This is a genomic window from Nocardioides stalactiti (genome assembly GCF_014180715.1).
Taxonomy (GTDB): Bacteria; Actinomycetota; Actinomycetes; order Propionibacteriales; family Nocardioidaceae; genus Nocardioides; species Nocardioides stalactiti.
On record NZ_JACEFC010000008.1, the window covers coordinates 39,535 to 65,539 of the forward strand.

At 71.7% G+C, this 26,005-nt stretch carries 22 protein-coding genes and 2 tRNA genes; 15 read left to right on the top strand and 9 right to left on the bottom strand.

What is annotated here, in order from left to right; all coding sequences use genetic code 11:
- Positions 1–6: 6 nt before the first annotated feature.
- Positions 7–1,260, bottom strand: a complete 1,254-nt coding sequence (locus H0487_RS02930) for a deoxyguanosinetriphosphate triphosphohydrolase (RefSeq protein ID WP_183092731.1) — start codon at positions 1,258–1,260, stop codon at positions 7–9.
- Between the two features lie 75 nt (positions 1,261–1,335).
- On the opposite strand from H0487_RS02930, the gene dnaG reads away from it, so the two are divergent.
- The 4 genes from dnaG to H0487_RS02950 all read left to right on the top strand — a co-directional run bounded on the left by dnaG (position 1,336) and on the right by H0487_RS02950 (position 4,385).
- Positions 1,336–3,210, top strand: coding sequence for a DNA primase (gene dnaG / locus H0487_RS02935; RefSeq protein ID WP_183092732.1), 1,875 nt, complete (start codon positions 1,336–1,338; stop codon positions 3,208–3,210).
- Positions 3,207–3,689, top strand: coding sequence for a hypothetical protein (locus H0487_RS02940; protein ID WP_183092733.1), 483 nt, complete (start codon positions 3,207–3,209; stop codon positions 3,687–3,689). The genes dnaG and H0487_RS02940 overlap by 4 nt, the downstream gene beginning before the upstream one ends.
- Positions 3,690–3,775: 86 nt before the next feature.
- Positions 3,776–3,848 (top strand) — tRNA-Asn (locus H0487_RS02945).
- A 96-nt stretch (positions 3,849–3,944) separates the two neighbouring features.
- Positions 3,945–4,385, top strand: a complete 441-nt coding sequence (locus tag H0487_RS02950; RefSeq protein ID WP_183092734.1) for an SRPBCC family protein — start codon at positions 3,945–3,947, stop codon at positions 4,383–4,385.
- A gap of 16 nt (positions 4,386–4,401) precedes the next feature.
- Here the strand turns inward: H0487_RS02950 and H0487_RS02955 are convergent, their stop codons facing one another.
- Positions 4,402–5,151, bottom strand: coding sequence for an AfsR/SARP family transcriptional regulator (locus H0487_RS02955; protein ID WP_183092735.1), 750 nt, complete (start codon positions 5,149–5,151; stop codon positions 4,402–4,404).
- 150 nt (positions 5,152–5,301) lie between these two features.
- On the opposite strand from H0487_RS02955, the gene H0487_RS02960 reads away from it, so the two are divergent.
- Genes H0487_RS02960 through H0487_RS02975 form a run of 4 tightly spaced genes read left to right on the top strand, consistent with a single transcriptional unit; the run spans position 5,302 to position 10,155 of the window.
- Positions 5,302–6,762, top strand: coding sequence for a hypothetical protein (locus tag H0487_RS02960; protein ID WP_183092736.1), 1,461 nt, complete (start codon positions 5,302–5,304; stop codon positions 6,760–6,762).
- Between the two features lie 7 nt (positions 6,763–6,769).
- Positions 6,770–8,323, top strand: a complete 1,554-nt coding sequence (locus tag H0487_RS02965) for a hypothetical protein (protein ID WP_183092737.1) — start codon at positions 6,770–6,772, stop codon at positions 8,321–8,323.
- An 8-nt stretch (positions 8,324–8,331) separates the two neighbouring features.
- Positions 8,332–8,574: a hypothetical protein gene (locus H0487_RS02970; RefSeq protein ID WP_183092738.1), complete on the top strand. Its 243-nt coding sequence runs from the start codon at positions 8,332–8,334 to the stop codon at positions 8,572–8,574.
- A gap of 30 nt (positions 8,575–8,604) precedes the next feature.
- Positions 8,605–10,155, top strand: coding sequence for a S8 family serine peptidase (locus tag H0487_RS02975; RefSeq protein WP_220793022.1), 1,551 nt, complete (start codon positions 8,605–8,607; stop codon positions 10,153–10,155).
- Between the two features lie 7 nt (positions 10,156–10,162).
- Here the strand turns inward: H0487_RS02975 and H0487_RS24150 are convergent, their stop codons facing one another.
- Positions 10,163–11,338 (bottom strand): GGDEF domain-containing protein, encoded by a 1,176-nt coding sequence (locus tag H0487_RS24150; RefSeq protein ID WP_183092739.1) that lies wholly within the window; start codon positions 11,336–11,338, stop codon positions 10,163–10,165.
- 70 nt (positions 11,339–11,408) lie between these two features.
- Entirely contained in the window at positions 11,409–12,050 is a 642-nt protein-coding gene (locus H0487_RS02990; RefSeq protein WP_183092740.1) for a TetR/AcrR family transcriptional regulator, read from the bottom strand.
- Between the two features lie 107 nt (positions 12,051–12,157).
- On the opposite strand from H0487_RS02990, the gene H0487_RS02995 reads away from it, so the two are divergent.
- The 3 genes from H0487_RS02995 to mhpA are packed head-to-tail and all read left to right on the top strand — an operon-like array spanning position 12,158 to position 15,830.
- Positions 12,158–13,321, top strand: a complete 1,164-nt coding sequence (locus H0487_RS02995) for a VOC family protein (protein WP_183092741.1) — start codon at positions 12,158–12,160, stop codon at positions 13,319–13,321.
- Positions 13,318–14,274 (top strand): fumarylacetoacetate hydrolase family protein, encoded by a 957-nt coding sequence (locus tag H0487_RS03000; RefSeq protein WP_183092742.1) that lies wholly within the window; start codon positions 13,318–13,320, stop codon positions 14,272–14,274. The genes H0487_RS02995 and H0487_RS03000 overlap by 4 nt, the downstream gene beginning before the upstream one ends.
- Entirely contained in the window at positions 14,274–15,830 is a 1,557-nt protein-coding gene (mhpA, locus tag H0487_RS03005; protein ID WP_183092743.1) for a bifunctional 3-(3-hydroxy-phenyl)propionate/3-hydroxycinnamic acid hydroxylase MhpA, read from the top strand. Before H0487_RS03000 ends, mhpA begins: the two co-directional genes overlap by 1 nt.
- Here the strand turns inward: mhpA and H0487_RS03010 are convergent.
- Positions 15,766–17,238, bottom strand: coding sequence for a diguanylate cyclase domain-containing protein (locus tag H0487_RS03010; protein ID WP_220793023.1), 1,473 nt, complete (start codon positions 17,236–17,238; stop codon positions 15,766–15,768). The two genes, mhpA and H0487_RS03010, sit on opposite strands and share 65 nt — an antisense overlap.
- Before the next feature lie 167 nt (positions 17,239–17,405).
- Here H0487_RS03010 and H0487_RS03015 point away from each other — a divergent pair, with 167 nt between their 5' ends.
- From H0487_RS03015 to H0487_RS03025, 3 genes are all read left to right on the top strand, one after another.
- A complete protein-coding gene (locus H0487_RS03015; protein WP_183092745.1) occupies positions 17,406–18,401 on the top strand; it encodes a phosphotransferase in 996 nt (331 codons plus the stop codon).
- A gap of 95 nt (positions 18,402–18,496) precedes the next feature.
- On the top strand, positions 18,497–20,200 hold the full coding sequence (locus H0487_RS03020; protein WP_183092746.1) for an LCP family protein: 1,704 nt from the start codon (positions 18,497–18,499) through the stop codon (positions 20,198–20,200).
- 55 nt (positions 20,201–20,255) lie between these two features.
- The gene (locus tag H0487_RS03025) at positions 20,256–20,972 is read left to right on the top strand and encodes a lysophospholipid acyltransferase family protein (protein ID WP_183092747.1); all 717 of its coding nucleotides are present in this window, start codon (positions 20,256–20,258) and stop codon (positions 20,970–20,972) included.
- A gap of 6 nt (positions 20,973–20,978) precedes the next feature.
- Here the strand turns inward: H0487_RS03025 and H0487_RS03030 are convergent, their stop codons facing one another.
- Positions 20,979–22,343 (bottom strand): M12 family metallo-peptidase, encoded by a 1,365-nt coding sequence (locus H0487_RS03030; RefSeq protein WP_183092748.1) that lies wholly within the window; start codon positions 22,341–22,343, stop codon positions 20,979–20,981.
- Positions 22,344–22,444: 101 nt separating this feature from the next.
- On the opposite strand from H0487_RS03030, the gene H0487_RS03035 reads away from it, so the two are divergent.
- A tRNA-Ile gene (locus H0487_RS03035) sits at positions 22,445–22,518 on the top strand.
- Positions 22,519–22,525: 7 nt separating this feature from the next.
- Here H0487_RS03035 and H0487_RS03040 read toward each other — a convergent pair.
- The 3 genes from H0487_RS03040 to H0487_RS03050 all read right to left on the bottom strand — a co-directional run bounded on the left by H0487_RS03040 (position 22,526) and on the right by H0487_RS03050 (position 25,735).
- On the bottom strand, positions 22,526–23,869 hold the full coding sequence (locus H0487_RS03040; protein ID WP_183092749.1) for an adenylate/guanylate cyclase domain-containing protein: 1,344 nt from the start codon (positions 23,867–23,869) through the stop codon (positions 22,526–22,528).
- Positions 23,870–24,029: 160 nt separating this feature from the next.
- Complete coding sequence (locus tag H0487_RS03045; RefSeq protein WP_183092750.1) at positions 24,030–24,998, bottom strand: HNH endonuclease signature motif containing protein; 969 nt, start codon at positions 24,996–24,998, stop codon at positions 24,030–24,032.
- Positions 24,999–25,135: 137 nt separating this feature from the next.
- A complete protein-coding gene (locus H0487_RS03050) occupies positions 25,136–25,735 on the bottom strand; it encodes a class I SAM-dependent methyltransferase (protein WP_183092751.1) in 600 nt (199 codons plus the stop codon).
- Positions 25,736–26,005 lie beyond the last annotated feature (270 nt).

The window sequence follows — 26,005 nt, forward strand, 5'->3', positions numbered from 1 at the left end:
GTCGGGCTAGACCAGGCGGGCGTGCCAGTCGACGGCGGAGGCGTCGGTCAGGGACGCGACCTGGTCGATGACGACGCGAAGCCGGGCGGCATCGTCGGGGGCGGCGTGCCAGTCGGCCCGGAACGCCTCGTCCAGCTCGGCGGGGGCCTGCTTCCAGACTGCCTCGACCAGCTCGGCGAGGAGCTCGCGCTGTCGCTCCTGGAGGGCGACCCGGTCGTCGGCCTGCATGACGTAGTACGCGGCGACGCCCTTGAGGACCGTGATCTCGGTCCACGTGTCCTCGGGGATGACCAGGTCGGCGCGGTAGCGCACAAACGGGCCGTCGCTCGCTGCGAACGTCGCCTGCTGGACCGCGCCGCAGAAGCGGCCGATGAGGTCGCTGGTGAGGTTCTTGAGCGCGGCCAGGCTGCCGCGGGTCCCGTCGTACGACGACCGCGGCCAGCTGCCGATCGACTGGAGGCGCTCGAGCACGGCGTCGAGCGCGGCGTCGTCGACGTCGGGGGCGTACCAGGACCGCACCGTGTGCCAGACCGCGTCGCGGTCGAGCCGGGTCAGGTCGATCCGGCCGGCGACCGTCCCGTCCTCGACGTCGTGGACGGAGTAGGCGACGTCGTCGGCGAGGTCCATGACCTGCGCCTCCACGCAGCGCCGTCCCGCGGGTGCGCCGGCGCGGAGCCAGTCGAACGCCGGTCGGTCGTCGTCGTACACCCCGAACTTGGCGCCCTCGCGGGTCATGCCGTCGCTGTGGACGCCACCGGGGACGGGAGCCTCGCTGAGCGGCCACGGGTACTTGGTGCAGGCGTCGAGCGTCGCGCGGGTCAGGTTGAGCCCGGCCCCGGGCGTCTTGGCCTCGAGCCGGGTCAGCAGCCGCAGCGTCTGGGCGTTGCCCTCGAACCCGCCGCAGTCGACCGCGAGCCGGTTGAGCGCGCGCTCTCCGTTGTGGCCGAACGGCGGGTGGCCGAGGTCGTGGGCGAGCGCCGCGGTCTCCGCGATGTCGGGGTGCGTCCCGAGGGCGCGGGAGAGGTCCCGGGCGATCTGCGCGACCTCGAGGCTGTGGGTGAGCCGGTTGCGGACGAAGTCGTCGCTCTGCGGTCCGACGACCTGGGTCTTCGCGGCCAGCCGTCGGAACGAGGCGGCATGCACGACGCGCGCCCGGTCGCGCTCGAACGGCTTGCGCTCGGGGGCGTCGACCCGCTTCGGCGGCTCCGGCACGATCCGCTCGCGGTCGGCCTCGTCGTACCGCGCCTCGACCGTCTCCACCCGCCGGACACTACCGGCCGAGCCGCGTGTGGATGCCCCACCCCGACGGTAGGAGGCTGCGCCTAGGATCGCCGCATGGCAGGCCGGATCCGCGACGAGGACATCGACGCGGTGCGTGAGAAGGCCCGCATCGAGGACGTCGTCTCCGACTACGTCACCCTCCGCAATGCCGGGGGCGGATCCCTCAAGGGCCTCTGCCCCTTCCACGACGAGAAGTCGCCGTCGTTCAACGTCCGCCCCGGCCGTGGATTCCACTGCTTCGGCTGCGGGGAGGGCGGTGACGTCTTCGGGTTCCTCATGAAGATCGACGGCTTGACGTTCATCGAGGCGGTCGAGCGGCTGGCCGACAAGTGCGGCATCGAGCTGAGGCGGATCGAGGGCGGCGACGACGACCGGCCGAAGGGCCCGCAGCGGCGGCGGCTGATCGAGGCGCACGCGGTGGCCCAGCAGTTCTACGCCGAGCACCTGGTGACGCCCGACGCGGTGACGGCGCGGCAGTTCCTGGGGGAGCGCGGCTTCGACCAGGCAGCGGCGGAGAGGTTCGGCGTCGGCTTCGCGCCGCGCGACGGCGAGGCGCTCTGGCGCCACCTCCGCGACCGCAAGTTCAGCCTCGACGAGGTCGTGGCAGCGGGCCTGGTGGCCGTCGGCCGCAGCCCCTACGACCGGTTCCGCGGCCGGCTGCTGTGGCCGATCAGGGAGACCAACAACGACACCATCGGCTTCGGTGCGCGCCGGATCTTCGACGACGACAAGATCGAGGCGAAGTACCTCAACACCTCCGAGACGCCGATCTACAAGAAGAGCCACGTGCTCTACGGCGTCGATCTCGCGCGTCGTGAGATGGCGCGCTCGTCGCAGGCGGTCATCGTCGAGGGCTACACCGACGTGATGGCCTGCCACCTGGCCGGCGTGCCGACGGCGGTCGCGACGTGCGGAACGGCCTTCGGCGAGGACCACGCCAAGGTGCTGCGCCGGCTGCTGGCCGACCACGAGGAGTTCCGCGGCGAGGTGATCTTCACCTTCGACGGTGACGCCGCCGGTCAGAAGGCCGCGCTCAAGGTGTTCCAGGGCGACCACCAGTACGTCGCCCAGACCTACGTCGCGGTCGCACCCGACGGCATGGACCCCTGCGACCTGCGGATCAAGCAGGGCGACGCAGCGGTGCGTGAGCTGATCGCGACCCGCCAGCCGCTGTACCGGTTCGTGCTCGCCAACGTCGTCGGCCGCTACGACCTCGACCGGGCCGACAGCCGCGTCGACGCGCTGCGCGAGGCGGCCCGGCTCGTCGCGAGCGTCCGCGACCGGTCCAAGGTCGACGCGTTCGCCCGCGAGCTCGCGGGGCTGGTCGGGGTCGACGTCGAGGAGGCCCGGACCGAGGTACGACGCGCCGTCGCCCGTGGCGCCAGGGCGGAGAGCCGCGGCGCGTCCGCCCCCGAGACCGTCGAGGCGCGGCCGGCCCGGTCCGACGTACCGGACCTGCGCGACCCCCGCTTCGGCATCGAGCGGGAGACGCTCAAGCTGGTCCTCCAGCACCCGATCGCCATCGGGCGCACCACCGCCGACATCGGCGCCAACGACTTCACCCACCCCACCTACCGCGGGGTGTGGGCGCTCGTCGAGGCGGCGGGCGGTCCGGCCGCCGGCGACGGCGACCCGGGCTGGGTGAGCAAGGTCCGTGACGCCGCGACCGACCCGGCCGTCTCCTCGGCGGTGAGTGCGCTGGCGGTGGAGCCGATCCCCTCGGCCAACGAGCCCGACGCGGCGTTCGTGGCCCACCACGTGTTCCGGCTGCTCGAGCTCACGACGCTGCGCCGGATCGCGGAGCTCAAGTCGCGGCTCCAGCGCACCAACCCGGTCGAGCAGGCCGTCGACTACAACAAGATGTTCGGCGAGCTCGCGGCACTGGAGCAGCACCGCCGGACCCTCCGCGACCGGATCGTCAGCTCGTGAGGCGCCCTCGGCTCGAGGGCATGGCCCGGGGGGAGCGCCTGCTGGCCTGGGCCTCCACCGCGGGCGACGTGCTCGTCGGCGGCACCCGCGAGGCCCTCTACCTCCCTGACCGGGACCCGTCCCGGCTGCCGTGGCAGGAGGTCGCGACGGCCGACTGGGACGTCGACGAGCGCGTGCTGCGGGTCGTCGAGGTGGGGAGCTTCGGTCAGCCGCAGCCGCAACACCTCCTCGAGCTCACCGAGCCTGACCGGCTGCTCGCCCTGGTCCGGGAGCGGGTCACCGCCAGCATCGTGGTCCAGCGCCACGTCGCGATCCGCGGACGGCTCGGGGTCCGCGTCCTCGGCCGCCGCGCGCCCGGTGGTCACGGCCCGATCGCCTGGCTCGTGGAGTACGACGCCGGTCTCGACCCGGACGACCCGGACGTCGCCGCCCAGGTCGACGAGGCTGTCACCGCCGCGCGCGGTGACGTGGGGGAGTAGGTCCGCGCCCGCACGGCGAGTCCGATTTCATCGGCGCGCACCGTCCTTGCTAATCTGTGCGGGCGCTCGGCTGATGCTGGCGCCGGTCCCCTGTAGCTCAACTGGCAGAGCATTCGGCTGTTAACCGGAGGGTTGTTGGTTCGAGTCCAACCGGGGGAGCAAGTGAAGGGCCTCTGAACCGCGGAGACGCGGTCGGGGGCCCTTCGTGCGTGTCCGGTCCGGATGTCGTCGCACCGCGCGGGTAATGCAACCCCTATGAAGACCATCGAGCGGACGATCGCGGTCCCGACCCCGATCCAGCGCGTGTGGGAGTACGTCGTCGACTTCACCACCACCGAGGAGTGGGACCCGCCCACCGAGACCACCGTTCGCGTCTCGGGGGACGGAGGGGTGGGCACCGTCTATCGCAACGTGTCGCGGCTCCTCGGCAACGAGGTCGAGAGCGAGTACACGGTCGTCGCGCGCGACGAGCTCCGGCTCTTCCAGCTGGAGGGCGCGAACGGCGGGATGCGGCTGCGCGACACGATCACCTTCGAGGGCGACGCGTCGGGCACCACTCTCACCTACCGCGCCGAGTTCCACCCGCGCGGAGCGCTCAAGCTCGTCGAGCCGCTGCTGCCGCTGGGCCTGAAGCGCCTGGGCGACCGGACCAGCGACCAGCTGGAGACCTGTCTGCGCGAGCTGGCCGCATCCTGACCGTCGCTCCGAGGGCTCAGACGGCTGCGGGGCGTGGGCTGCTCAGCAGCGCGCGCGTCTCGAGCGAGGGCTCGACGCCGAGCTCGGCCCAGAGCAGGGACCGGCACCGAGCGTAGGCGCGTTGAGCCTCGGCGACGTTGCCCTCCAGGAGGTGGAGGCGGATCACCGTCCGGTGGGCCGTCTCGCGCAACGGGTCGGTGTGCAGCGCCGCCAGGCCGGCCTCGAGCGCCAGTCCGTGGTCGCGCTGCTCGGCGAGATGCACGGCCCACCGCTCGAGCACGTGGAGCCGCGTCTGGCGGAAGCGCTCCCGCTCGGCCTCGAGCCACTCCTCGTCCCAGTCGACCAGGAGGTGGGCCGCCTCGGTGCGCGTCAGGTCGAACAGGAAGGACCGGCTGAGAGCAGTCGCCTCCCCAGCCGGGAGGAGCAGTGACTGGCTCATCCAGCCCACGTCCGAGAGGACCTCAGGACCGAGCTCCATGAGCGTCCCGTTCTCCACCACGACGGGCGCGCCCGCCGTCGCGTCGCGCAGCCTCCAGCACACCTGACGGAGGTTGGTGAGCGCCTGCTTCGAGGACGAGTCGGGCCACAGGCTGCCCGCCAGCTGGTGGCGGCTCATGCACTGCCGCAGGCAGAGGAGCGCCAGCATGCGCTGGGCGCCGATCGGCACCGCCACGACGGTGCCGGCGATCTCCAGTCGGAAGGTGCCGAGCAGCGAGAGCAAAGCGTCGACCCGCCTCGGCGTCGCGACCCCGAGTTCTTGCGTCATGACAGTCAGATCGGGCGACGGGGCGGCTGATACATCCTCCGGGAACGTTCTCGGAACGCTTCCGAGACGCGGTCCTTGGCTGACTGGGACGGACGCGGAACCAGCCCCCGGTTCCGCGACTCCCTCATCCCTGACGCCAAAGGAACTCCCATGGGCAAGACACTCGACGAGCTCGGCAGCACCCTGCTCACCCAGATCTCCAACATCGTCAACGGCGGCGACGGACGGATCCCCGCCTCGGCGGACACCTTCCTCACCTGGTGTACCCCCGGCCTGCCGTTCGACGCCGGCGACTTCGACTTCGCCGCTTCGGGCTTCGGCGCGGCAGCCGACGCGGAGGGCTACCGCCGTCTGCTCCAGCAGGCGTTCAACTTCGCCCAGCTCGTCGACTTCATCCCCACGCTCGCGGCGCCCTACAACCGGGCCGACCAGGAGTACGTCAGCCGACCCAGCCAGCAGCGTCTCTCCCAGGTCTACAGCGACATCCTCCAGTTCTCGAAGGTGGCCAAGTCCGAGCTCACGCCCGAGCAGGAGGCCAAGCTCGACAAGTTCCGCAAGCTGATGCGGGTCACCAAGGTGGAGAAGAACCTGGTCACCGACGAGGAGGTCGAGAAGACCGTCGACGGCCCGGTCATCACCGCCTACAACGAGAAGCTCGCGGCGTACGTCAACGAGCGCGCGGCCTACAACAGCCTGCGTATCAAAGCGGATGCTGCGAAGGGGCCCGAGGGCATCGCCGCGGTCGCCGAGTGGGCGTCGAACTCCGAGCTCCACTGGTTGAAGGTCAAGGCGGCGCAGGACGCGTGGGTCTCGGGCGGCTACCGCAACGAGGTCGACGAGATGAACGCGTTCATCAACCAGACCACCCAGCGCAGCATGACCCTGTGGAAGGCGGGCCTCCAGGAGGACCTCGCCAAGGCGGAGCTCGCGGCGACGACCCCCGGGTCGGTCTTCCGGTTCACGACGGTCGTCCCCGGCAACTTCGCGCACGCCGGCGGTTGGACCAAGTACGGCATGAGCCACGAGGAGACCGAGTCCAACAGTCACTACGAGAACGAGAGCTGGAGCGCCGGCGGCAGTGTCGGGTTCGGCCTGTTCAGCTTCGGCGCGAACGCCAGCCACTCGTCCTCCTCGCAGAGCAGCGACTACCGGTGCGAGAAGTTCCGGCTCTCGATGGAGCTGGCCCCCGTCCTCATCAGCCGGCCCTGGTTCGCCGCGGAGTTCTTCGAGAACCGGGGCTGGACGCTCCGGCCGGGCGAGGGGTGGTTCTACGACGACTTCCCGTCCGACGGCGCGCGTCCGCCGAAGGGCAAGCTCATCGGCTACTCCACGCAGGCGATCTTCGCCCGCAACATCGTCATCGAGTCCGAGGAGTTCGCGCAGGCCTACCAGGCGTCGCAGAGCAAGACCGAGGTCGGCGGCTCGGTGGGGTGGGGTCCGTTCTCGCTCTCGGGCAGCTACAGCCACGCCGAGGGCGACACCCACTTCGAGTCCCAGGTCGACGGCGCCACCGTCACGGTCCCGGGTATGCAGATCATCGGGTTCGTCAACGAGCTCGTCGGGAAGGCGCCCAACCCCATGGACGGACTCACCGACGCGGACTTCGAGTGAGCCCGCGATGCCCGACTCGTTCTCGCTCGACTCCCGAGCGGTCCTGGGGCTGCTGGCGAAGGCCCACCAGGTCTTCGCCGGCGACGACGTGACGCTGGCGTTCCCGCTGCGCTCACCGGTCGCGTTCGACGCGGCCGAGCTGAGCGCGGCGCTGGGGCCGACGCCGGACGGTCCGGCGCACGCCCTGCTCGCCGAGTTCTCGATGATGATGAACTGGGTCCCGGAGGGGCCGGTGTGGCCGCCCTCGGAGCCTCGTCAGCTCGACGACGTCGTCCGGTCGGTCCTCGCCGACGGGATCTGGGCGGCAGGCGATCGCACCCCCGAGGAGGAGGAGCGGTTCGCCGCAGCGCAACAGTTGGTGAGCATGACGAACCCCGTCATGAGCGCCTACCTCGCCCTCAAGGACGCGTGGATCCGCAGTCGCGAGCAGTCCAGGAACAACCAGGGCGACCCGGTCGCGGTCGAGGCCGAGCGTCAGGCGGAGGCGGCCCTGGTGGCCTATCCGCAGCGCCCTGACATCGAGCGCGCTCTCGACGACCTGGTCGCGCTCGACGCGCGAGCGCCGTACCGCACCCGCCAGCAGATGCAGACCCAGATCGACGCCGGGATCGGCAGCTTCGACAACCCCAGCGTCGGCAGGTTCTCGCCGGTGCGGCCGCTGCCGAAGGAGGTCATCGAGGCCGAGAACTGGGACCGGGTGTCCCTGGACGAGGTCGAGCTCGCAGCCCTCGCCGCCGCCGCGCCGCCGGAGCTGCTCGCCCACCTGACGGTGCCGGACGAGGAGGACGCGACCGTCTCGATCTCCTTCGAGTACGCCTCGGCCCAGCTGCACCGCCAGTGGCTCGACGAACGGCTGTTCCGGCTCCAGTGCTGGAAGTTCAGTGACGAGCAACGTCGGCTGAGCGACGGCGGGGACCCGCCGTCGGGGGAGTGCCCGAGATATGTCCGCGCCATCGTGCTCGCGCGCAACGTCACGATCACGAAGAAGGCGCCGCCGGTCGCTTCGCCTGCCGAGCCCCCGCCCGAGCCGACGCCGGAGACGCCCTCGGAGCCCTCGTCGGGGCAGTCGTCGATGGACCTGCTGCTGCCGCGGGTGGCCCGCTTCGAGCTCCTGCGCGACCTGCGCCCGATCCCCGACCTGGGTCCGGTGGTCGATCCCGCGCCCGAGCCCGTGCCGGAGACGGTCGCGACCGAGCCCTCGACCGAGCCCTCGACCGAGGCCCTGGTCGCACCGATGCGGATCGCCGGGCTCTCCCGGATCTCCCGGTTGGGGTTGCGCGGTTCGGACCTGGTCGCGCAGCCGGAACCGATCGTCCCGGTGACCCTGGTGCGGGCACCGGAGCTGACCGACCTGGTCGTCGAGGAGGCGCGACGTGCTCCCGACTTCCAGCTGGTGTTCCAGCCGAGGTTGCCGGTCATCGTCGCTCCGCCGGACCCGGCGCCGGATCCCGGCCTGGTCGTGGAGACCACGCCTCCGGGACGGCTGATCCTGCTCGCCCTGATCTGCAAGAGCGTCGGGCGCTCCCCGGACCCCAACCCGTACTTCCGGTGGGACTCCTAGGAGCCTCGATGACGTCCTACGCCTTCTTCATGTGCACGGCCGACGGCCTGCCGAGCCTGACCGACATCGCCGCTCGGTTCGGCGTCAGCGCCGACGACCTCGACCCGCACTTCGGCGTCGTCCCCATCCAGCCGCTCGACCTCGGGCAGTGGCGCGTCGCGTTTCGCGTGGACGAGCGCCTGGTCCCCGGGCTCGACGGCACCGACCAGCTCGACGGGCCGTTCTCCGACCCGTCGATCGAGCCCCAGTAGCACCCCTCCCCATCCCCTTAGGAGCAAGTCATGAAGGTCATCGTTCTTCTCTCGTCCACCGACGCGCTGACGGAAGGCAGTCGGTCCCAGGACCCGTCGGTCGTCGCCGGCCTCGACGTGGCCAACGCGCCCGTCGAGCTCGACCTCGGGTTCGCGCCGGTGGCGATCCCGCAGCCGCTGTCCGGCATCGGCGCCGCCCTCGCGTTCAGCACCGACAGCGCCGCGTCCACCTACGCCGTCCGCGGAGAGATCCCGGACGGAACCGAGGCCTTCGAGGCGCTGAGCGCCCGCAGCGACGTCGTCGGGGTGTTCGCCGACGCCCAGATCGAGTCCTCGCTCATCTGTCCCGGGTCGCCGCCGTTCGGCAGCCACACCGACGTGGCCCAGCTCCTCGACGTCTCCGCCCTGGCGGCGGCCGGCATGGATGGCCGCAACGTGCCGGTGGCGATCGTCGACACCGGGATCAACGTCGCGCACCTCCAGGGCAAGGGCCGCTCCCAGGGCGTCGACACGCGGCGCAGCTACACGCCGTCCGGCGTCGCCACCCAGCCGGGTGCGCACGTCGTCGGCCACGGCACCATGTGCGCGTACGACGTCGGCATCGCCGCCCCCGCGGCGACCCTCCTCGACCACGCCGTCCTGCTGAGCCAGCGGAGCGGGCCGACGGTGATGTCCGGGTTCCTGAGCGACGCCATCGCGTCGTACGGCCAGATGCTGATGATGATGCTGAACGCCGACGACCCGATGGACCGACTGGTCGTCAGCAACAGCTGGGGGATGTTCGATCCGGCGTGGGACTTCCCGGTCGGCCATCCCGGCAACTACAGCGACAACTCCCAGCACCCGTTCAACCTGGTCGTGGCGAGCCTCGAGGCGCTCGGCGCGGACATCCTGTTCGCGGCGGGCAACTGCGGCCGGGACTGCCCCGACGGCCGCTGCAACTTCGGTCCCGCCCCGTCGATCGGCGGGGCCAACTCCCACCCGTCGGTCTTGAGCGTGGCAGGGGTCGACACCAGCCGGACCCGCGTCGGCTACTCCTCGCAGGGGCCTGGTCGGCTGTCGGCGCAGAAGCCCGACATCTGCGGCTACACCCACTTCCTCGGGTCGGAGGCGTTCGGGCCGGGCAGCTCGGACAGCGGGACGTCGGCGGCCTGCCCGGTCGCCGCCGGGGTGGTGGCCGCGGTCCGCTCGCTGCACAGCTCCGCGTCGCTCTCGCCGCAGCAGCTGCGTGCCCTCATCCAGAAGACGGCGGTAGATCTCGGCGGGGTCGGGTTCGACAACGACCACGGATGGGGCGTCGTCGACCCGACCGCGCTGCTGGCCGCGCTGCCGCAGGGGACGGTGGTCGTCCCGCCGCCGTTCCCTGGCCGGTTGCTCCGCTACCCGCCGTACACGCAGGGCACGGACGTGCAGACCTGGCAGCGCCAGATGGTGACCCGTGGCTACGGGATCAAGATCGACGGCATCTACGGCCCCGAGTCGAAGCAGGCGTGCACGTCGTTCCAGGGCTCGGCCGGGCTGTCGGTCGACGGCATCGTCGGACCGCTGACCTGGGAGGCGACCTGGGCGGCGCCGATCTGACGCAGGCTCACAGGGCGCCGGTCGCACCGTCGTAGCGGAACACGCGGTCGCGACCGGCGGCCTTGGCCTGGTAGAGCGCGACGTCGGCGCGCACGATCGTGTCCTTGACGCCCACGGCGGCGTCGACGGGCGCGATGCCGAAGCTGATCGTCGGCGTCAGCTCGCCGCTGTCGACGCCGACGTTGGCGCTGGCGACGAAGAGCTGGCTGATCCGGTCGGCGGTCTCCTCGGCGCGATCGCCGTCGGTGAGCAGCAGGGCGAACTCGTCGCCGCCGAGCCGCCCGACCAGCCCGTCGCCCTCGGTGACGGCGCGGCAGGCCGAGGCGAAGCAGATCAGCGCCCGGTCTCCGGCGGCGTGCCCGCGGGTGTCGTTGAGGGTCTTGAAGCCGTCGAGGTCGGCGACCATCAGGACGCCGCTGCCGCCGGCGGCGAACACGTCGTCGGCACGACGCAGGAACTCCGACCGGTTGAGCAGGCCCGTCAGCCCGTCGTGGGTGGCCTGCTCGCGCAGCTCACTGGTCTGCTGCTCGTGGCTCAGCTCGGACATGCTGAAGGTGACGACGACGAGCAGGACCATCGTGAGCAGGGTCGTGGCGGGGGAGCCGAAGGCGGTGCGGAAGATCTCGCCGTCAGGTCCGACGACGACGAAGGCGATCGTCCGCAGTGCGTAGAACACCGCCATCAGCCCCGACACGACGGCGAGCGAGGTGACCGCGAAGCGCATCTGGGGCCGGTCGGCCCCGGGGAGGACCGGCTGACGCAGCGACGCCGTCAGCTCGAGGGTCGAGAGCCCGAGGGCGATCGCCATCCCGGCGAGGTAGAACGCACCACCCGACCAGATGTCGTTCGCGGGGTCGTCGACGAAGGACGCGACGAGCACGGGACCCGGCAGCGCCGCCAGCTGCCAGGTCGGCACCGTCCCGCCGCGGAGCGACCGGGCGGCGACCCACACACCGGTGGCGCCCGCGACCGCGAGAGTGTTGCCGAGCGGGTTGGCCACCACCTGCGCGGACGTCCCGTTGAAGAGGAAGAGGGTCGCGCTGACCAGGAACAGGGTCAGCGAGACGCACCACCATCGTGCGTACGACGAACGTGTGGTGCGGTAGGTGACGCCCCAGAAGAGGACGACCACACAGAACCCCACCACCCCGAACGCCACCCGAAGCGTTGCAGTGTCGAGCACGCTTCGAGGCTAACCGCTTGCCCTGAGGCCGGGATCGACCGGTCGGACCGATCGGACCGGCCCGCATGGGTCAGCCGGGTAGGTCGGTCAGCCCGCTGAGGTCGGGCAGCGGCCGGGCACATACCTCCCGCGCCTCGTCCTCGCTCAGCCCGAAGAGGCGGAGCAGGTCGACGGTCAGGTCGTCGGCGGACCTGGCCGCGTCGCGCTCGGGCTGGCTGTGGAGGAGCTGGCCCAGCGCGAGGATGGCGCCGCCAGCGGCCGCCAGCGCGAGCTCGGGGTCGGCCACGCGGAACCGCCCGGTCGCGGCGGCAGACCTGATGTCGCGCAGCGCTCGGGGCGCGAGCCCGCGCTCGGACATCAGCATCTCGGTGCCGTGGCGGAGCATGATCTGGCTGACGCCCGGCATCAGCCGGTGCAGCCGCCCGGTGAGGCGGAACGCCCGTGCAAACACCTCGGCCGGGTCCTCGATCCCGGCGGTGACCTCGTCCATGAGTGCGCCGTGCTGCTCCAGGACGGCGTCCACGGCTGCCTGGAACAGCTGGTCCTTGGACTCGAAGTGGTTGTAGAAGCTGCCCTGTCCGACGTCGGCGAGCTGGGTGATCTCCAGGACGCTCACGTTCGTGCGGTCCTCGACGAGGAGCTGCTGGGCGGCAGCGACGAGCGCGGCCCGGGTCCGGGCCCTGCGGCCGTCCAGCCTCGGCGCTTCGGTCACGGCGGCACCTTATCCCTGTGATTTCTGACGATTTCGTCATTTTCTCTTGACAGAACGATAGCGCAAATCTGACGATATCGTCAGAAAGTTCGACGAGAGGACCTCACGTGGCCCACAGCGACCACCACGGCGACCACCACGGAACCCATACCGACCTGCACAGCGAGCAGGGCGCGCGCGCCGGGGAGCACCCCGGCCGGGCGGCCGACCCGGTCGTCAAGGTCGCCGACATCGCCTGGCTCGAGCTCGAGAAGCCCGACCTCGACCGCACCGAGCTCTTCGCCCAGGCGTTCGGGTTCGCCACGTCCGCGCGGACCGCCGACGAGCTCCACCTGCGGGGCGCCGACCCCGGTGCACCGTGCCTGGTGGTGCGGCGCGGCCGCCGCTCGCGCTACGTCGGCGCGGCCTTCCGTGCCGCCGACACCCGCGACCTGCTGCGCCTCGCCGACGCCACCGGGACCTCGGTGCGCCCGCTGCCCGAGGCGATCGGCGGGCTCACCGTCGACCTCACCGACCCCAGCGGCGCCAGGGTCCGGGTCGTCGCCGACACCCGCGTGCTGCCGGCGCTGCCCCGGCAGCAGCCGCTGCGGATCAACACCGGCAACGCGGGGGACGGCGTCCGTCGTACCAACGCCACCCAACGACCGCCCCGGGTGCCGGCGACCGTCGAGCGGCTCGGCCACGTGGTGCTCCAGTCCACCCGGTACGTCGAGACCCTCGACTGGTACCTCCAGCACCTCGGCCTGATCGTCAGCGACTTCAAGTACTTCGAGGGCCAGCGCGAGCGCGGTCCCACGATGAGCTTCATCCGGTGCGACCGCGGGTCGGAGCCGACCGACCACCACACGCTCGCGATGACCCTGGGGCCGCGCAACCGCTACGTCCACTCCGCCTACCAGGTGGCCGACCTGGACGCGCTGGCCGCGGGCGGCCAGCACCTCCTCGACCGGGGTTACTTCCGGTCCTGGGGGATCGGCCGCCACATCGAGGGGAGCCAGGTCTTCGACTACTGGCGCGACCCCGACGGCCTGCTGGTGGAGCACTTCACCGACGGCGACCTCTTCGACAACACCCTCGAGCCGGGTTGGTCGCCGATGACGGCCTCCGGCCTCGCCCAGTGGGGGCCACCGGCGTCCCTGGACTTCCTGGGGGCCTCGCCGCTGCGCGCCGAGAGCCTGCGCGAGCTGGGTTCCATGGTCGGCGCCCTCCGTGACGACAACGAGTTCGACCTCCACCGCCTCCGTGGCCTGATGAAAGTTGCCCGCTCATGACCCTCTCCGTCCTCCGCACGCTCGACGCCGACGACCGCTCGGCCTGGTGGGTGCAGACCGCCGCAGGAGCCGCCCCCGTCCGCACCGCGGCGCAGACGACGGGTGAGCTGATCGCCGACCGCGCCGCGGTCACGGCCGCTGCCGCGGACCCGACCGACGTCGTGCCGGTCGCCGAGCTCGCGCTCGTCTCGCCCGTCACCGCGCCCTGCCGGGTCGTCGCGCAGATGACCAACTACCGGTCCCACGTCGCCGACGCCGGGATGAACCCCGACACCGTGCCGCTGACGTTCTTCCGCAAGACGTCAGGCTCGATCAGCGGTCCGTACGACGACGTCCTCAAGCCGGCCCACGTGCGGTTCCTCGACTACGAGGTCGAGATCGGCATCGTCCTCGGCGCGGCGATCCCGGTCGGCACCGCGGTCACGGCCGACAACCTCGCCGACCTGGTCGCCGGGCTCGTCGTCACCAACGACGTCAGTGCTCGCGACCTCCAGCTGCCCAAGACCCAGTTCTTCGAGGCGAAGTCCTACCCGACGTTCACGCCGGTCGGTCCGGCTCTGGTGCTCCTCGAGGGTGACGAGCTCCGGCGCTTCGGCGACCTTCGGCTCCGGCTGACCGTCAACGGGGAGACCCGCCAGGACGGCATCGTCGAGGGCGACATGGTGTTCCGGCCGCTCGAGACGCTCCAGGCGCTGAGCCGCTTCCAGCGTCTCGACCCGGGGGACCTGCTGCTCACCGGCACGCCGGTCGGCACCGCGCTCAGCGCGCCGCCCAAGCCGATCGAGATCATCGGGTCCCTGCTGCCGACGCACGTGAAGTGGAAGGCGTTCTTCAAGCGTCAGGCGAGCAACCCGAAGTACCTCGCGGACGGCGACGTCATGGAGCTCACGGTCGCCACCGACGACGGGGCGATCCACCTCGGCACGCAGCGCACCGTGGTGCGGTACCCCTGATGGCCTCCCCGCCCGTGGTCGTCGTGGGTGCCGGCCCGACCGGCGTCACCGCGGCCTGCCTGCTGGCGTCGTACGGCGTCGAGGTGCTGGTCCTGGACCGGTGGACGGAGGTCTATCCTCAGCCCCGCGCGGTCCATCTCGACGACGAGGTGTACCGGGTTCTGGCCCGGATCGGGCTGGCCGACGCGTTCGCGGCGATCTCGCGGCCCTCCGAGGGCCTGCGGCTCCAGGACGCGCAGCACCGTGTCTTCGCGCAGTTCAGCCGTGGCGAACGGACCGGTCGGCACGGCTACCCGCAGGCCAACATGTTCGACCAGCCCGTCCTCGAGGGCGTGCTCCGGGACGCCATGGCGCGGCACCCGCGGATCACGTTCCGCGGCGGTGTCGAGGTGCGGGAGGTCCGCGACGGCGGCGGTCCGGCCCGGGTGCTGCTCGCCGACAGCGCGACGGGCCGCGAGGAGACCGTGGAGGCCTCGTTCGTCCTCGGCTGCGACGGCGCCAACAGCGTGGTCCGTCGGGCCGTCGGCGCGACAATGGAGGACCTGCGCTTCGAGCAGCGCTGGCTGGTCGTCGACGTCAACACCGACCGCGAGCTCGACCAGTGGGAGGGCGTGCACCAGGTGTGCGACACCCGGCGGGCCGGCACCTACATGCGGATCAGCGACCGCCGGTACCGCTGGGAGTTCCAGCTCGTCGACACGGAGACGAGCGAGGACTTCGCCTCGGTCGCTGCGCTCCGGCCGCTCATCGCGCCGTGGGTAGCCGGCGTGCCTGACGACGACCTCGAGCTGGTCCGGGTCGCCGAGTACACCTTCCGCGCCCAGGTCGCCGACCGCTGGCGCCGCGGGCGGCTGTTCCTGCTCGGCGACGCCGCCCACCTCACGCCGCCGTTCATCGGCCAGGGCATGGGGGCCGGGCTCCGTGACGCCGACAACCTCGCCTGGAAGCTCGCCGGCGTCGTCGAGGGGAGCCTGCCGGCCAGCGTGCTCGACACCTACGAGCAGGAGCGTCGCCCGCACGCCACGGGCATCATCCGGATGGCGATCCTCGTCGGCAACGCGATGACCCGCGGCGGCCGGGTCGGTGACGCGCTGCGGCGACTGGTGGTACCGCGGATGCACCGGCTGCCCGGTCTGCGCGCCCGGGTCCTCGACAGCGCCACCCCGGCGCTCACCCGGGGCCCGCTGGTCCGGCGCCAGCGCCGGGGCGGGCTGGGCGGCACCCTCTGCCCGAACGCACTCCTCCCCGACGGCCGGCGGTACGACGACGTGGCCGGTGGCCGCTGGTGCCTGGTCACGCTCGACCCCGTCGAGGCCGCGGCACCGTTCGGAGCTGGGTCGCTCGAGGTGCTCCGTGCGCGTGCCGGGGACCCGCTCGGGCGCTGGCTGACCTCGGGGCGGTCGCGGGCGGCCCTGGTGCGGCCCGACGGGTCGGTGCTGGCCGCGTCACGCGACGTCGCCGCGCTCGTCGCGGTCCTCGGCGAGGTGCGGGTCAGCGACCGTTCGACAGCGGTGCGCTGGCGCCGGCCCGCCCAGCACGCTTGGCCGTGTACATGAGCCGGTCCGCGTGGTCGAGGAGCGCGCTCGCCGTCGAGTCCGGTGACGAGAGGGCCACCCCCAGGCTCGCGGACAGGTGGTCGATCGGCTCGCCGGTCGTCGTCCGGTAGGGCGTGCTCAGGCGCACCCGGATCCGGCTGCTCAGCGACCGCAGCGCCTGCGTGTCGGCGATGTCGGGGCACAGGACCGCGAACTCGTCGCCACCGAGGCGGGCGACGGTGTCGTACGGTCCCCGCACGATCGACCCGAGCCGTCGCGCCACCTCCGTCAGCACCCGGTCGCCCTCGTAGTGGCCGAAGTCGTCGTTGACCTGCTTGAAGCCGTCGAGGTCGATGAACATCAGCCCCACCCGGTTGCCGGTGCGACGCGCGTGCTCGATCGCGGCCTCGGCGCGCAGCAGGAGCAGGGTCCGGTTGGCGAGTCCGGTCAGCGGGTCGTGCAACGCCAGTCGCTGGAGCTCGGTCTCGACCCTGCGCCGCAGGGCGATGTCCTCGCGGAGCTGCTGGTGGACGCGCTCGAGCTCGTTGATGAGCGCCGCCCGAGAGTCCCGGAACAACGCGAGGGCGAGCACGATGAGGGTCAGGCTGCCGACCATCGCCTGGGAGAGCAGGGCCTGGACGTGGTGCTCCTCCTCGATGAAGACGCCGCGGCCGTCGAGCGTCGCGGCGACGATCCCCAGACCCGCCACGACTGCGAACAGGGTGCCGGCGTTGGTCGTGTAGCGCAGCGCGATCCACATCGCGGGGACGAGCGTGAGGAACGCGATCTCCAGGCCGTGGTTGATCCAGAAGACCCAGACGAAGATCGACGACACCACGAGTGCCGTGGCGATCCACTCGGCGGCTCGCGACGGCGTCATCACCGGGACCGTCCAGATCACCTCCCGCAACCGCAGCCAGACGACGCAACCGACGAAGGCCGTCACCCCGTTCCGGACGGCGAAGAGGGTGAACGTCGTCATGAGGTCCCCGCTGCCCTGCATCGCGAACCACATCCACGCGAGGGCGGCGGAGCTGACGCTGCCGACGACGACCGCCACCAGCAGTCGGCTGAGGTCTGCGGGGTCCCGGAGTGCCACCTTGTCCCGCGACGCACGCAGCAGTCCGACCGTGACGACGGCCAACGTCATGTTGACCAGCACGAACCACGCCGACAGGTCCTCGGCGGCGCCGGTGACGAGGTTGATCCCGTAGGTCAGCCCGGCGAGCAGCAGGGCGTTGGTCACCAGCTCGATCCGGCCGCGCTCGGCCATGAACAGCAGCCAGATGACCGAGACGGCGGCGGCCGGCCAGACGAGGGAGATCTCGCTGCCGGGGATCCGGGTGGCGCGCCCCACCATGATCGCGGTCGCGTAGGCGACGGCGAAGACAAGAGGCGGTGCAGCCTCCCGGAGGACGCGCGCGATCACGTGACCCTCCACGGTGTCCGACGACGTGCAGATTCCTCTTCTCATCGGCGCCGGCCCCCGGTTTCGTAGGAGTTCCGGGCACCGATGGGCAACGGGCGCCGGCGGTGGCCCTGGGCGGGTCAACAAAGCCGTTGGCGCGGGGCCCGGACCTGGGTCACGCTTGCGGCGTGCAGACCTGGACCAGCGCCGTGTGGCGGAGCGCTGCGTTCGCCGACGAGCTCCGTGCGTTCGTCACCGCGGCGGTGGGGGAGCCGTCGCTGCTCGTACCGCACAAGGTCCGCCCCTGGGCGGCTGTCTGGCGGGTCGAGGCGTCCGGCCGCTCGTACTACGCCAAGCAGAACTGCCCCGGCCAGGCGCACGAGGCACGTCTCGTGGCGACCCTCGCGCGGATCGCGCCGCGGTACGTCGTACCGGTCGCTGCGGCCGACGGCGATCGAGACCTGCTGCTGACCGAGGACCTGGGCCGGACCCTGGCCGAGGCCGGGGGAGACCACGACGTCGACACCTGGTGCCGGATCGTCCGGGACGCCGCACTGCTCCAACGCGCCGCGGTCCCGCACGCCGACGACCTGGGACTGACCCAGCTCCCGCCGGAGGAGGCCACGACGTACGCCGGCAACGCGATCGGGCGGCTCGGGGCCCTGCCCGCCGGCGACCCCCGCCGGCTCGCCGAGGACGTCGCCGAGCGGCTCCGGCTCTTCCTCCCGACGGTCGAGCGGTGGTCGGACCAGGTCGCCGAGCTCGACCTGCCGCTGACCCTCAACCACAACGACCTGCACTCCGCCAACGTGGTCGCGACCGCCGCGGACGTCCCGCTGCGGTTCTTCGACTTCGGGGACGCGGTGGTGACGGAGCCGCTCGGGGCGCTCTTCGTCCCGCTCGCCGTCAGTGCAGCGGACCTCGGCGCCGCCCCCGACGACCTGCGGCTGCGCCGGATCGTCGACGCGGGGATCGAGGTGTGGTCCGACCTGGTGCCGGTCCGGGCGCTGCGGGCCGCCCTCCCGGCGGCGCTCCAGCTGTCCCGGCTGGCCCGGGTCGAGTCCTGGCGGCGCTGCGTCGCGTCGATGACGGCCGAGGAACGGGCCGAGTTCGGCTCCGCGCCTGCGGACCGGCTGGCTACTCTCGACGCTGACCCACCGGTGGGACACGTTCCACGAATGTGACGTTGCAGGCGCCTCGCGGTGATACTGGACCGGATGGGATAAGGGACAGATCTGCCGAGCACTCGCGGGCTCGCAAACTGGTGCGAGAGGTACGGATGGCCGGAACGGCGAGCCCCGGGCGACCGGGTGGTGCTCGACGCGCTTCGCGTTCGGTCCGTCTGTCCCGGCGTGAGCGCCGTCTGCTGCGCGCCAGCACCGGCCGGACGGCGGCCGGCACGACGGGGGCCGGCCAGGCGGCGGCCGGCCAGGTCGCCGGCAAGCGCGCGCTGCGCAAGGGCGACCCTGTCCCGGCGGCGCCCCGGCCCCCCACGGGCGAGCGCCCCCGCGGTGGTCGGCGCGCGTGGCGGCCCAAGGAGCGTCGTACCCGCGGACTGTCCGGCACCCTCGGGCTGACCTTCGTCTCGGCGGTCGTCCCCGGCACCGGCTACCTCTTCGCCAAGCGCAAGCTCGCGGGCCTGGTCGTCATCCTCGGCTGGGCCGGGGTCTTCGGCTTCGTCCTCTGGTACTTCGGCCGTGACCTCGACGTCGCCGCTGCGCGCACCCGGATGGTCGATCTCGCGTTCGACCCGACCCGGCTACGGATCCTGACCGTCGTCATCGCGGTGCTGCTCGTCGTGTGGCTGTTCGTGGTGTGGACGTCGTACCGGTTGATCCGGCCGCGGGAGCGCCCGCGGTGGCACACCGTCGTCGGCAACCTCGCCGTCATCGTGTTCTGCATGATCTTCGCGGCGCCCGTGGTCCGGGCGGCGCAGTACGCCGTCGCGACCGCCGACTTCGTCACGGTCGTCTTCGACGACAACGAGGTCGCCACCACGCCGAACTACGAGGTCACGGCGAAGGACCCGTGGGACGGCCGGGAGCGGGTCAACGTGCTGCTCCTCGGCGGTGACGGCGCGGAGGGTCGCGAGGGCGTCCGGACCGACAGCATGATCCTGCTGAGCGTCGACATCTCCAGCGGCAAGGCGGTCACCTTCAGCCTGCCGCGGAACATGGCGAACGCGCAGTTCCCCGAGGGCAGCCCGCTGCGGGACCTCTATCCCTACGGGTTCTCCAACGGCGACTACACCAGCGGCGAGTACATGCTCAACGCCGTCTACCGCAACGTCCCGGCGATGCACCCCGGGGTCCTCGGCAAGAGCAACAACGAGGGCGCCGACGCGATCAAGCAGGCCGTCGAGGGATCGCTCGGCATCCCCGTCGAGTACTACGTGCTCGTCAACCTCGAGGGCTTCAAGGAGATCGTCGATGCGATCGGCGGGGTGACCGTCAACGTCAACGAGCCGATCGCGATCGGCGGCAACACCGATGCCGGCATCCCGCCCGACGACTACCTCGACCCGGGCGCGGACCAGCACCTCAACGGCTTCCAGGCGCTGTGGTTCGCGCGCGGTCGCTGGGGCTCCGACGACTACGAGCGGATGGAGCGGCAGCGGTGCATGGTCGACGCCATCGTCGAGGCCGCCGATCCTGGCAACCTGCTGCTGCGCTACATGGACGTCCTCAAGGCGGGCGAGGAGCTCGTCTACACCGACATCCCGCGGGAGCTCGCCTCCGCGTTCGTGTCCCTCGCGCTGAAGGTCAAGGACGCGAAGGTGAAGTCGGTGGTCTTCCGGTCCTCGGAGGAGTTCAGCTCCGCCGACCCCGACTTCGTCTGGATGCACGACATCGTGCAGCGGGCGATCGACCCGCCGAAGAAGACGGGCTCGGGTGCCAAGAAGGATCCGGCCGACGACCCCGAGGACGCCTGCGCGTACTCCCCGACGGGTGAGACCGTCGACGACGCGATGGCGGGCTACTGACCCGCTCCCGGCGCGTCCATGGTCAGCGACGCCGTGTCGCGCCAAGATGAGCGGCGTGACGACGAACGAGGAAGCCCACCGCATCGCGCGCGAGCAGGGCGTCAGCGGACCGCTGTACCTGCTCGTGAAGTACACCGCGGCGCTGATCTTCAGGATCGTCTGCGGCTTCACGGCCACGGGCAAGGAGAACGTCCCCAAGAAGGGCCCGGTCGTGATCGTGCCCAACCACAAGAGCTTCTGGGACCCGTTCTTCGTCGCGATCGTGCTGCGCCGTCCGGTCCACTTCATGGGCAAGGCGGAGCACTTCGAGGGGCCGATGGCGGGGATCTTCCTGCGCCTCGGTGCGTTCCCGGTCCGACGGGGCGAGTCCGACGCGGAGGCGCTCGAGACAGCCCGCGCGATCCTCGCCCGGGGTGACGCGCTCGCGCTGTTCCCCGAGGGCACCCGGGTCCGCGACGAGGGTCTCGGCGCGCCGAAGCGGGGCGCGGCCCGGCTGGCCATCGAGGCGGGCGCACCGCTCGTCCCGGCGACGATCACCGGCACCGAGAAGCGGCGCTGGCCGCTGCCGCGCAAGGTCCGGCTCGTCTTCGGCACCCCGGTGTCCGTCGAAGGTCTCGAGGCGACCCCGGAGGACGCGGCCGCGGTCATCGGCGAGGCGTGGCCGCAGGTCGCCGAGGAGTACACCCGCTGGCAGAACCGGGCCGGCCTGATCGCTGCCGGTGCGGCCGCGGTGGGTCTCGGCGCGTGGGCGCTGAAGAAGCGTCGCGGCTGAGGGGTCCTACGGAACGACCCGGAACAGGATGACTCCGGTGGCGGTCCGCCCGGACGGGTCGCGGACGACGTAGCGCACCCAGTCGACGCTGGTCTCGGTGACGTCCGGCGGGAGGTAGGTGACGACGTTGCCGTCGCGGGTGAGGCGCCCGCCGAGGTGACTGCGGCCGCGCACCGACTTCAGGGACAGCAGCCCGCCGTTGGCGTCGTGGTCGTTCTTCGTGGGGCGGAAGTGCCGCGCGACGCCGGCCGTGCTGCGCCGGAGCAGGTCGAGCGCGGCGTACGGCGGGACCGGCTCGCGCAGCGTCCGGACAGCGGGGAACGGCGGAACCTCCCAGCCGAGACGGTCGTCCCGGAGCCGGATGATCGCGCTCAGCTCGGTGCCGTCGAAGCGGTGGTAGGCGTTGCCGGACTCGATGGTGGCGCCCTCGGGGCCGTTGGTGTGGTTGTCGCTCGCACCCCAGTTGTGGCCGATCTCGTGACGGGTCACCACCCACGGGGTGCCGGTGCCGCCGTTGGAGCTGACCGACCACGCGCTGCCGATCACGTTGACGTAGGCGACGCCGCCGCCGGAGTCGGAGCCCTGCCACAGCGCCACCGCGTCGGCGCCCGCGTCGGACTGGTTGGTCTCCCACTCGGTCTTCACCTTGCCGAGGAGGTCGGTGTAGCCGCCGTACGGCTCGGCGCTCGCCAAACCACGGATGACGACCCGCCCGGTCGCCGGTCGCAGCCGGGCGTCGACCTCGTAGGCCGCCAGCAGGATGACCGTGTTGAGCTCGACCGCGTCGAGGGCGCGGGCGACCGAGCCGCCGATCGTGTCCGGGTGGGTGAACCAGCGGTTCGCCAGGTCGTAGGCGACGTCCCAGCGGTACGTCGTGGTGCCGACCTGGCCGCGGGTGACGGTGACGTTGCGGTCGGCGTCGTCGGCCGTGGGCCAGTGGAACGAGTCGGGCTGCTCGAGCCCGCGGGTCCCGGTGACGGTGTCGTCCACGAACTGCCAGGTGCCGCCGCGGTCGAAGACGATGATCCCCTCGACCTTGCCGTCCGAGCGGACGATCCCGGCCGCGAGCGCGCCGCGGAGGCCGTCGACGCTGCCCAGATAGCTGCGCGCGGCCGGCGCCGCCGTCGGCACCAGGTCGCCGTCGCCCTGCTGCACGAGCACCTCGAACCCGGGCGCCCGGGTGCGGACCGGACGCATCCGCACCGTCAGCGTGCGCCCCTCGTACGTCACGTGCCGCACGACCTCGGCCGGTGCCGCGGCTCTCCCCGCTGGTCCCGCCGCCGTCGGTCCCGCCTCCGCCGTCCCCGGGGATCCGAGCCCGCCCAGCACCAAGACCGCGCCGGCCAGCAGCGCGAGAACCCTCCTCAGCATCGATCGCCCTCCCAGAGATGGATGTGGGCCGAGGGTGCACCATCCCCGGGTCCGCCGACAAGTAGGGTCGTCCCCACCGCGGCGCCCCGGTGTCGCGGCGAGGGGCGGTAGCTCAGTCGGTCAGAGCAGAGGACTCATAATCCTTGGGTCGTGGGTTCGAGCCCCACCCGCCCCACGAGCGGTCAATTCACGTCGGGTGTCGTCGAGGGCGCCGTGGGTGCGTAGACGCTGATCGGGAAGTGGACGCCCTTGACGGTCACCTCGCCCAGCGGCTCGCACTCCACGGCCTCGTTCACCAGGTGCCAGCTCGAGCTGCTGAGCAGGATGCCTCCGGGTGGGCACTCGGCCTGGATCCGGGCCGCGACGTTCATCTGCAACCCGATCGCCGTATAGGTGGCTCGTCCGTCCGAGCCGAACGTCCCCACGCTCAGGACGCCGGTGTTGATCCCGATCCGCACCTGGAGGGGATGCTCGATGCCCAGGCGGAACCAGGTCCGGTTCAGCTCGCCCAGGCGGTGGTGCATCGCGTGTGCGGCTGCCAGCGCTTGTCGGACCTGCTGATCGGGCTCGACGGGCTCGGGGGCGCCGAAGACAGCGGTCAGCCCGTCGCCGGCGAACTCGGTGACCACGCCAGCCTCATGCTCGACGACGTCGCTCATCGCGGCCATGTACTCGTTGATGACCTGGCTCAGGGACTCCGGGTCGATCTGGTCGGCGAGGGCGGTGAAACCCGCGATGTCGGAGGACAGGGCGGTGACGCGCATGCGCCGCGGCTCGTCGACGAGCTCGGCCGCACCTGACACGATCCGGTCGGCTACTGCAGCGGGCGCATACCGGCGGAGCAGCCGTTGGCTCGCCTGGAGCATCCGCTGGCTCTGGTGGATGGTCACCTCGGCCACGAACTGGCGACGCAACGCCGCTTCGGTGACCACCGCCACCGAGATGACGACGATGACGCTGGACGCGAGGAAGACCAGGTAGGGCCACGCTTCAGCGAGCGAGGCGTCCCCCTGCCGGATGCTGCGCGTCCACAGCGTCACGGAGACCGACGTGATGATCGCGACGCCCAGCGCGGTCCATCGCAGGGGGAGTCGGAGGGCCAACGGGAGGAAGGCTCCGAACACCACAGACAAGGTCACGACGCCACTGGTCGCCCCGTAGAACGTGGTGAACAGCCAGACCAGGTCGAGGCTCTGGACGACGAAGGAGACCATGCAGACCGGAGCCATCCAGGTGCGCAACCGGGTGTAGGAGAGCGCCAACGCGATGCCGATCATCGGGGCGACGATCGCCCAGTTGCTGATCTGAACCAGGCGCGTGTCCTCTCCGCCGAACGCCTCCCACAGCGGCGGGAGCGGGATCCAGATCGCCAGCCCGAGGAACCCGGTCCAACGCGCCACCGGCAGGATCTGCGCGACGTACCAGGCCTGGTAGTCGGCCTCGACCGACGCAGCGACGAACGGCCGCCAGCTTCTGTGCTGGGCAAGCTCCGGCGGAACCGCAATCGGGTCTCGAGCGCCGACCATGCACCCTCACAGGCGTAGAAGTGACCCTGGAAGGCTAGCGGGAGACGACCGGACGCGGGTGCAGGAGCGGAGACCCGTGCTCTCGCGATCCCACCGCTGGTGACGAAGCGCGGCAGGGAGAGTCGTCTGTTCCGCCGCTCACGAGTCGAAGTGCGTCGGCCTACCGGCGCCGGTGGAAGCGGGTGTCGCCGTTGGGGAGGTGGTCGGCGGTGAATCGAGGGTCGTGGGCGCGGTGGTGGTGCCAGCTGCAGTAGAGGCGCCCGTCGTCGAGGTCGGTCCTGCCGCCTTGTGACCAGGGGTGGTCGTGGTGGGCTTCGCACCAGGCGGCGGGGACGGTGCACCCCTCGGCGCGGCAGTGGCGGTCGCGGAGAGCCATGGCTTTGCGTTGGGCCGGGTTGAAGAGCCGGCGGGCGCGGCCGAGGTCGAGGATCTCGCCCCGGCCGCCCAGGACGACCGGGATGATCTTGGCGGTGCACGCCAGCCGGCGGGCCTGCTCGGCGCTCAGGTTGTCGCCGGCGGACAGGTCGCCGTCCAGGAGGCCGGCGGTGGCCAGGTCCTGCCGGAGCTTCTCCAGCCCGATCGTGACCAGCACCGTGGTCGCATCGCCGCCGTGCGCCGGCAGCCGGGCGGGGTCGAGGTGCTCCAGCAGGGAGCGGAACGCCTGGCCGAGCTGGCGGAAGTAGGGGATCCGGTCGACCTCGCTGCCCAGCGCGCCCCGCTGCTTGCGGGGGCTGGTGAATGCTTCGAGGTAGGTGAGCAGGCGGGCGCCGACCGCGTCGGTGAGCAGGGCGGTGAGCCGGGCGGTGCCGTCGCCCAGGGCCCGCAGTGAGAGGCGGCACTTCTCCCGTGCGAGCTTCTCCTCCGGCCGCGCCTCCCGTCCGTCGGCCTGGGTGCGCAGCGTCAGCCAAGCGGCGACGTCGCGGCAGCCGTCGACGTCGGCGAGGTCGCCCGAGGCGGCGATCACCCGCAACCGCAGCTCGGCCAGACGTCGTTCGGCATCGGTCAACGCCAGCAGCGCCGCCGACTTATCGCTCGTGGTCATGAACACCGGCTGCACGCCCGCGACCTCGGCGACGGCCGCGGAGACCGCCTCCGCGCACGCCACCACCGGATGTGAGGGATGGACCATCTCTGCGACCATCACGACCTCCCGAGCTGGACGTCCTGTTGTGAACCAGGACATCAAGGGGGTCCGACAGAAACATCAGATCCGACAACGACGCGCGGCAGCGCCTGTGGAGGGAACCCCGCCGGCAGGACGGGGACTTAGAGAGCCGGGCCGCCCGTCACCAGGTAGCGGTCGTCGGTGATGGAGCGTCCCCAGTAGGCCGGGTCGGTGAGGCGGACGAGGTACGTCGGGTGCCCGGCCTCCTCGACCAGACGCATCGTCTCCTCCGCGGCCAGCCCCGCCCCGTTCGCCCAGCGACCCTCGACGAGCACCAGGCGCCCGCCCGGACGCAGCAACGCCGACCACCGGGCGAGAGCCGCGGACGGGTCCGGCATCGCCCACAGCACGTGCCGCGACAGCACGACGTCGTAGCCGGCCGTCGGCAGCGGGGGAGCGAAGGCATCGCCCTCGACCACGGTCACCGCGGGCAGGCCGGCCGCCTTCTGCTGGGCCAGCGCGACCATCCGCGGTGAGAAGTCGACGCCGTCCACGTCGTACCCGGCCTCGGCCAGCAGGACGGCGAGGGTCCCGGTCCCGCAACCGAGGTCCGCCACGCGCGCCGGCGCGCCGGGCAGGTGGGCCAGGAGCAACGACCTCCAGGCCTCCCGGACGTCAGGGTCGCGGAGTCCGTGATCGGCCGGTTCGTCGAAGGTGTCGGCCTCGAGGTCCCACGTCACGATCTCGTCCGCAGCTGCCATCTCGCCACGATAGGCCGGGGCTGGATGGCCGCCGGGGCGTGGGTCGCGTCTCCCGAATGCCTGCGCATCGGGCAAGGTAGGCCGATCAGGGGGAGGTGAGCCAGGTGCAGTGCAGGTGGTCGTTGGTCGACCCGGTCGACGTGACGTCGCTCGTCGCGGCGTTGCCGCCGCAGGCGGCGCTCCCGCGGCTGCAGGAGCCGGCGCGGATGCCGCTGGTGACGGCCACCTCCGACGAGGCTCTGGTCGAGGTCGCCGCCGTCGACGGCGTCG

Coding starts and splice junctions, on each gene's coding strand:
- dnaG (WP_183092732.1), top strand. CDS start 1,336: ATGGCAGGCCGGATCCGCGACGAGGACATCGACGCGGTGCGTGAGAAG.
- H0487_RS02950 (WP_183092734.1), top strand. CDS start 3,945: ATGAAGACCATCGAGCGGACGATCGCGGTCCCGACCCCGATCCAGCGC.
- H0487_RS02955 (WP_183092735.1), bottom strand. CDS start 5,151: ATGACGCAAGAACTCGGGGTCGCGACGCCGAGGCGGGTCGACGCTTTG.
- H0487_RS02960 (WP_183092736.1), top strand. CDS start 5,302: ATGGGCAAGACACTCGACGAGCTCGGCAGCACCCTGCTCACCCAGATC.
- H0487_RS02965 (WP_183092737.1), top strand. CDS start 6,770: ATGCCCGACTCGTTCTCGCTCGACTCCCGAGCGGTCCTGGGGCTGCTG.
- H0487_RS02970 (WP_183092738.1), top strand. CDS start 8,332: ATGACGTCCTACGCCTTCTTCATGTGCACGGCCGACGGCCTGCCGAGC.
- H0487_RS02975 (WP_220793022.1), top strand. CDS start 8,605: ATGAAGGTCATCGTTCTTCTCTCGTCCACCGACGCGCTGACGGAAGGC.
- H0487_RS03000 (WP_183092742.1), top strand. CDS start 13,318: ATGACCCTCTCCGTCCTCCGCACGCTCGACGCCGACGACCGCTCGGCC.
- mhpA (WP_183092743.1), top strand. CDS start 14,274: ATGGCCTCCCCGCCCGTGGTCGTCGTGGGTGCCGGCCCGACCGGCGTC.
- H0487_RS03020 (WP_183092746.1), top strand. CDS start 18,497: ATGGCCGGAACGGCGAGCCCCGGGCGACCGGGTGGTGCTCGACGCGCT.
- H0487_RS03030 (WP_183092748.1), bottom strand. CDS start 22,343: ATGCTGAGGAGGGTTCTCGCGCTGCTGGCCGGCGCGGTCTTGGTGCTG.
- H0487_RS03040 (WP_183092749.1), bottom strand. CDS start 23,869: ATGGTCGGCGCTCGAGACCCGATTGCGGTTCCGCCGGAGCTTGCCCAG.
- H0487_RS03045 (WP_183092750.1), bottom strand. CDS start 24,998: ATGGTCCATCCCTCACATCCGGTGGTGGCGTGCGCGGAGGCGGTCTCC.
- H0487_RS03050 (WP_183092751.1), bottom strand. CDS start 25,735: ATGGCAGCTGCGGACGAGATCGTGACGTGGGACCTCGAGGCCGACACC.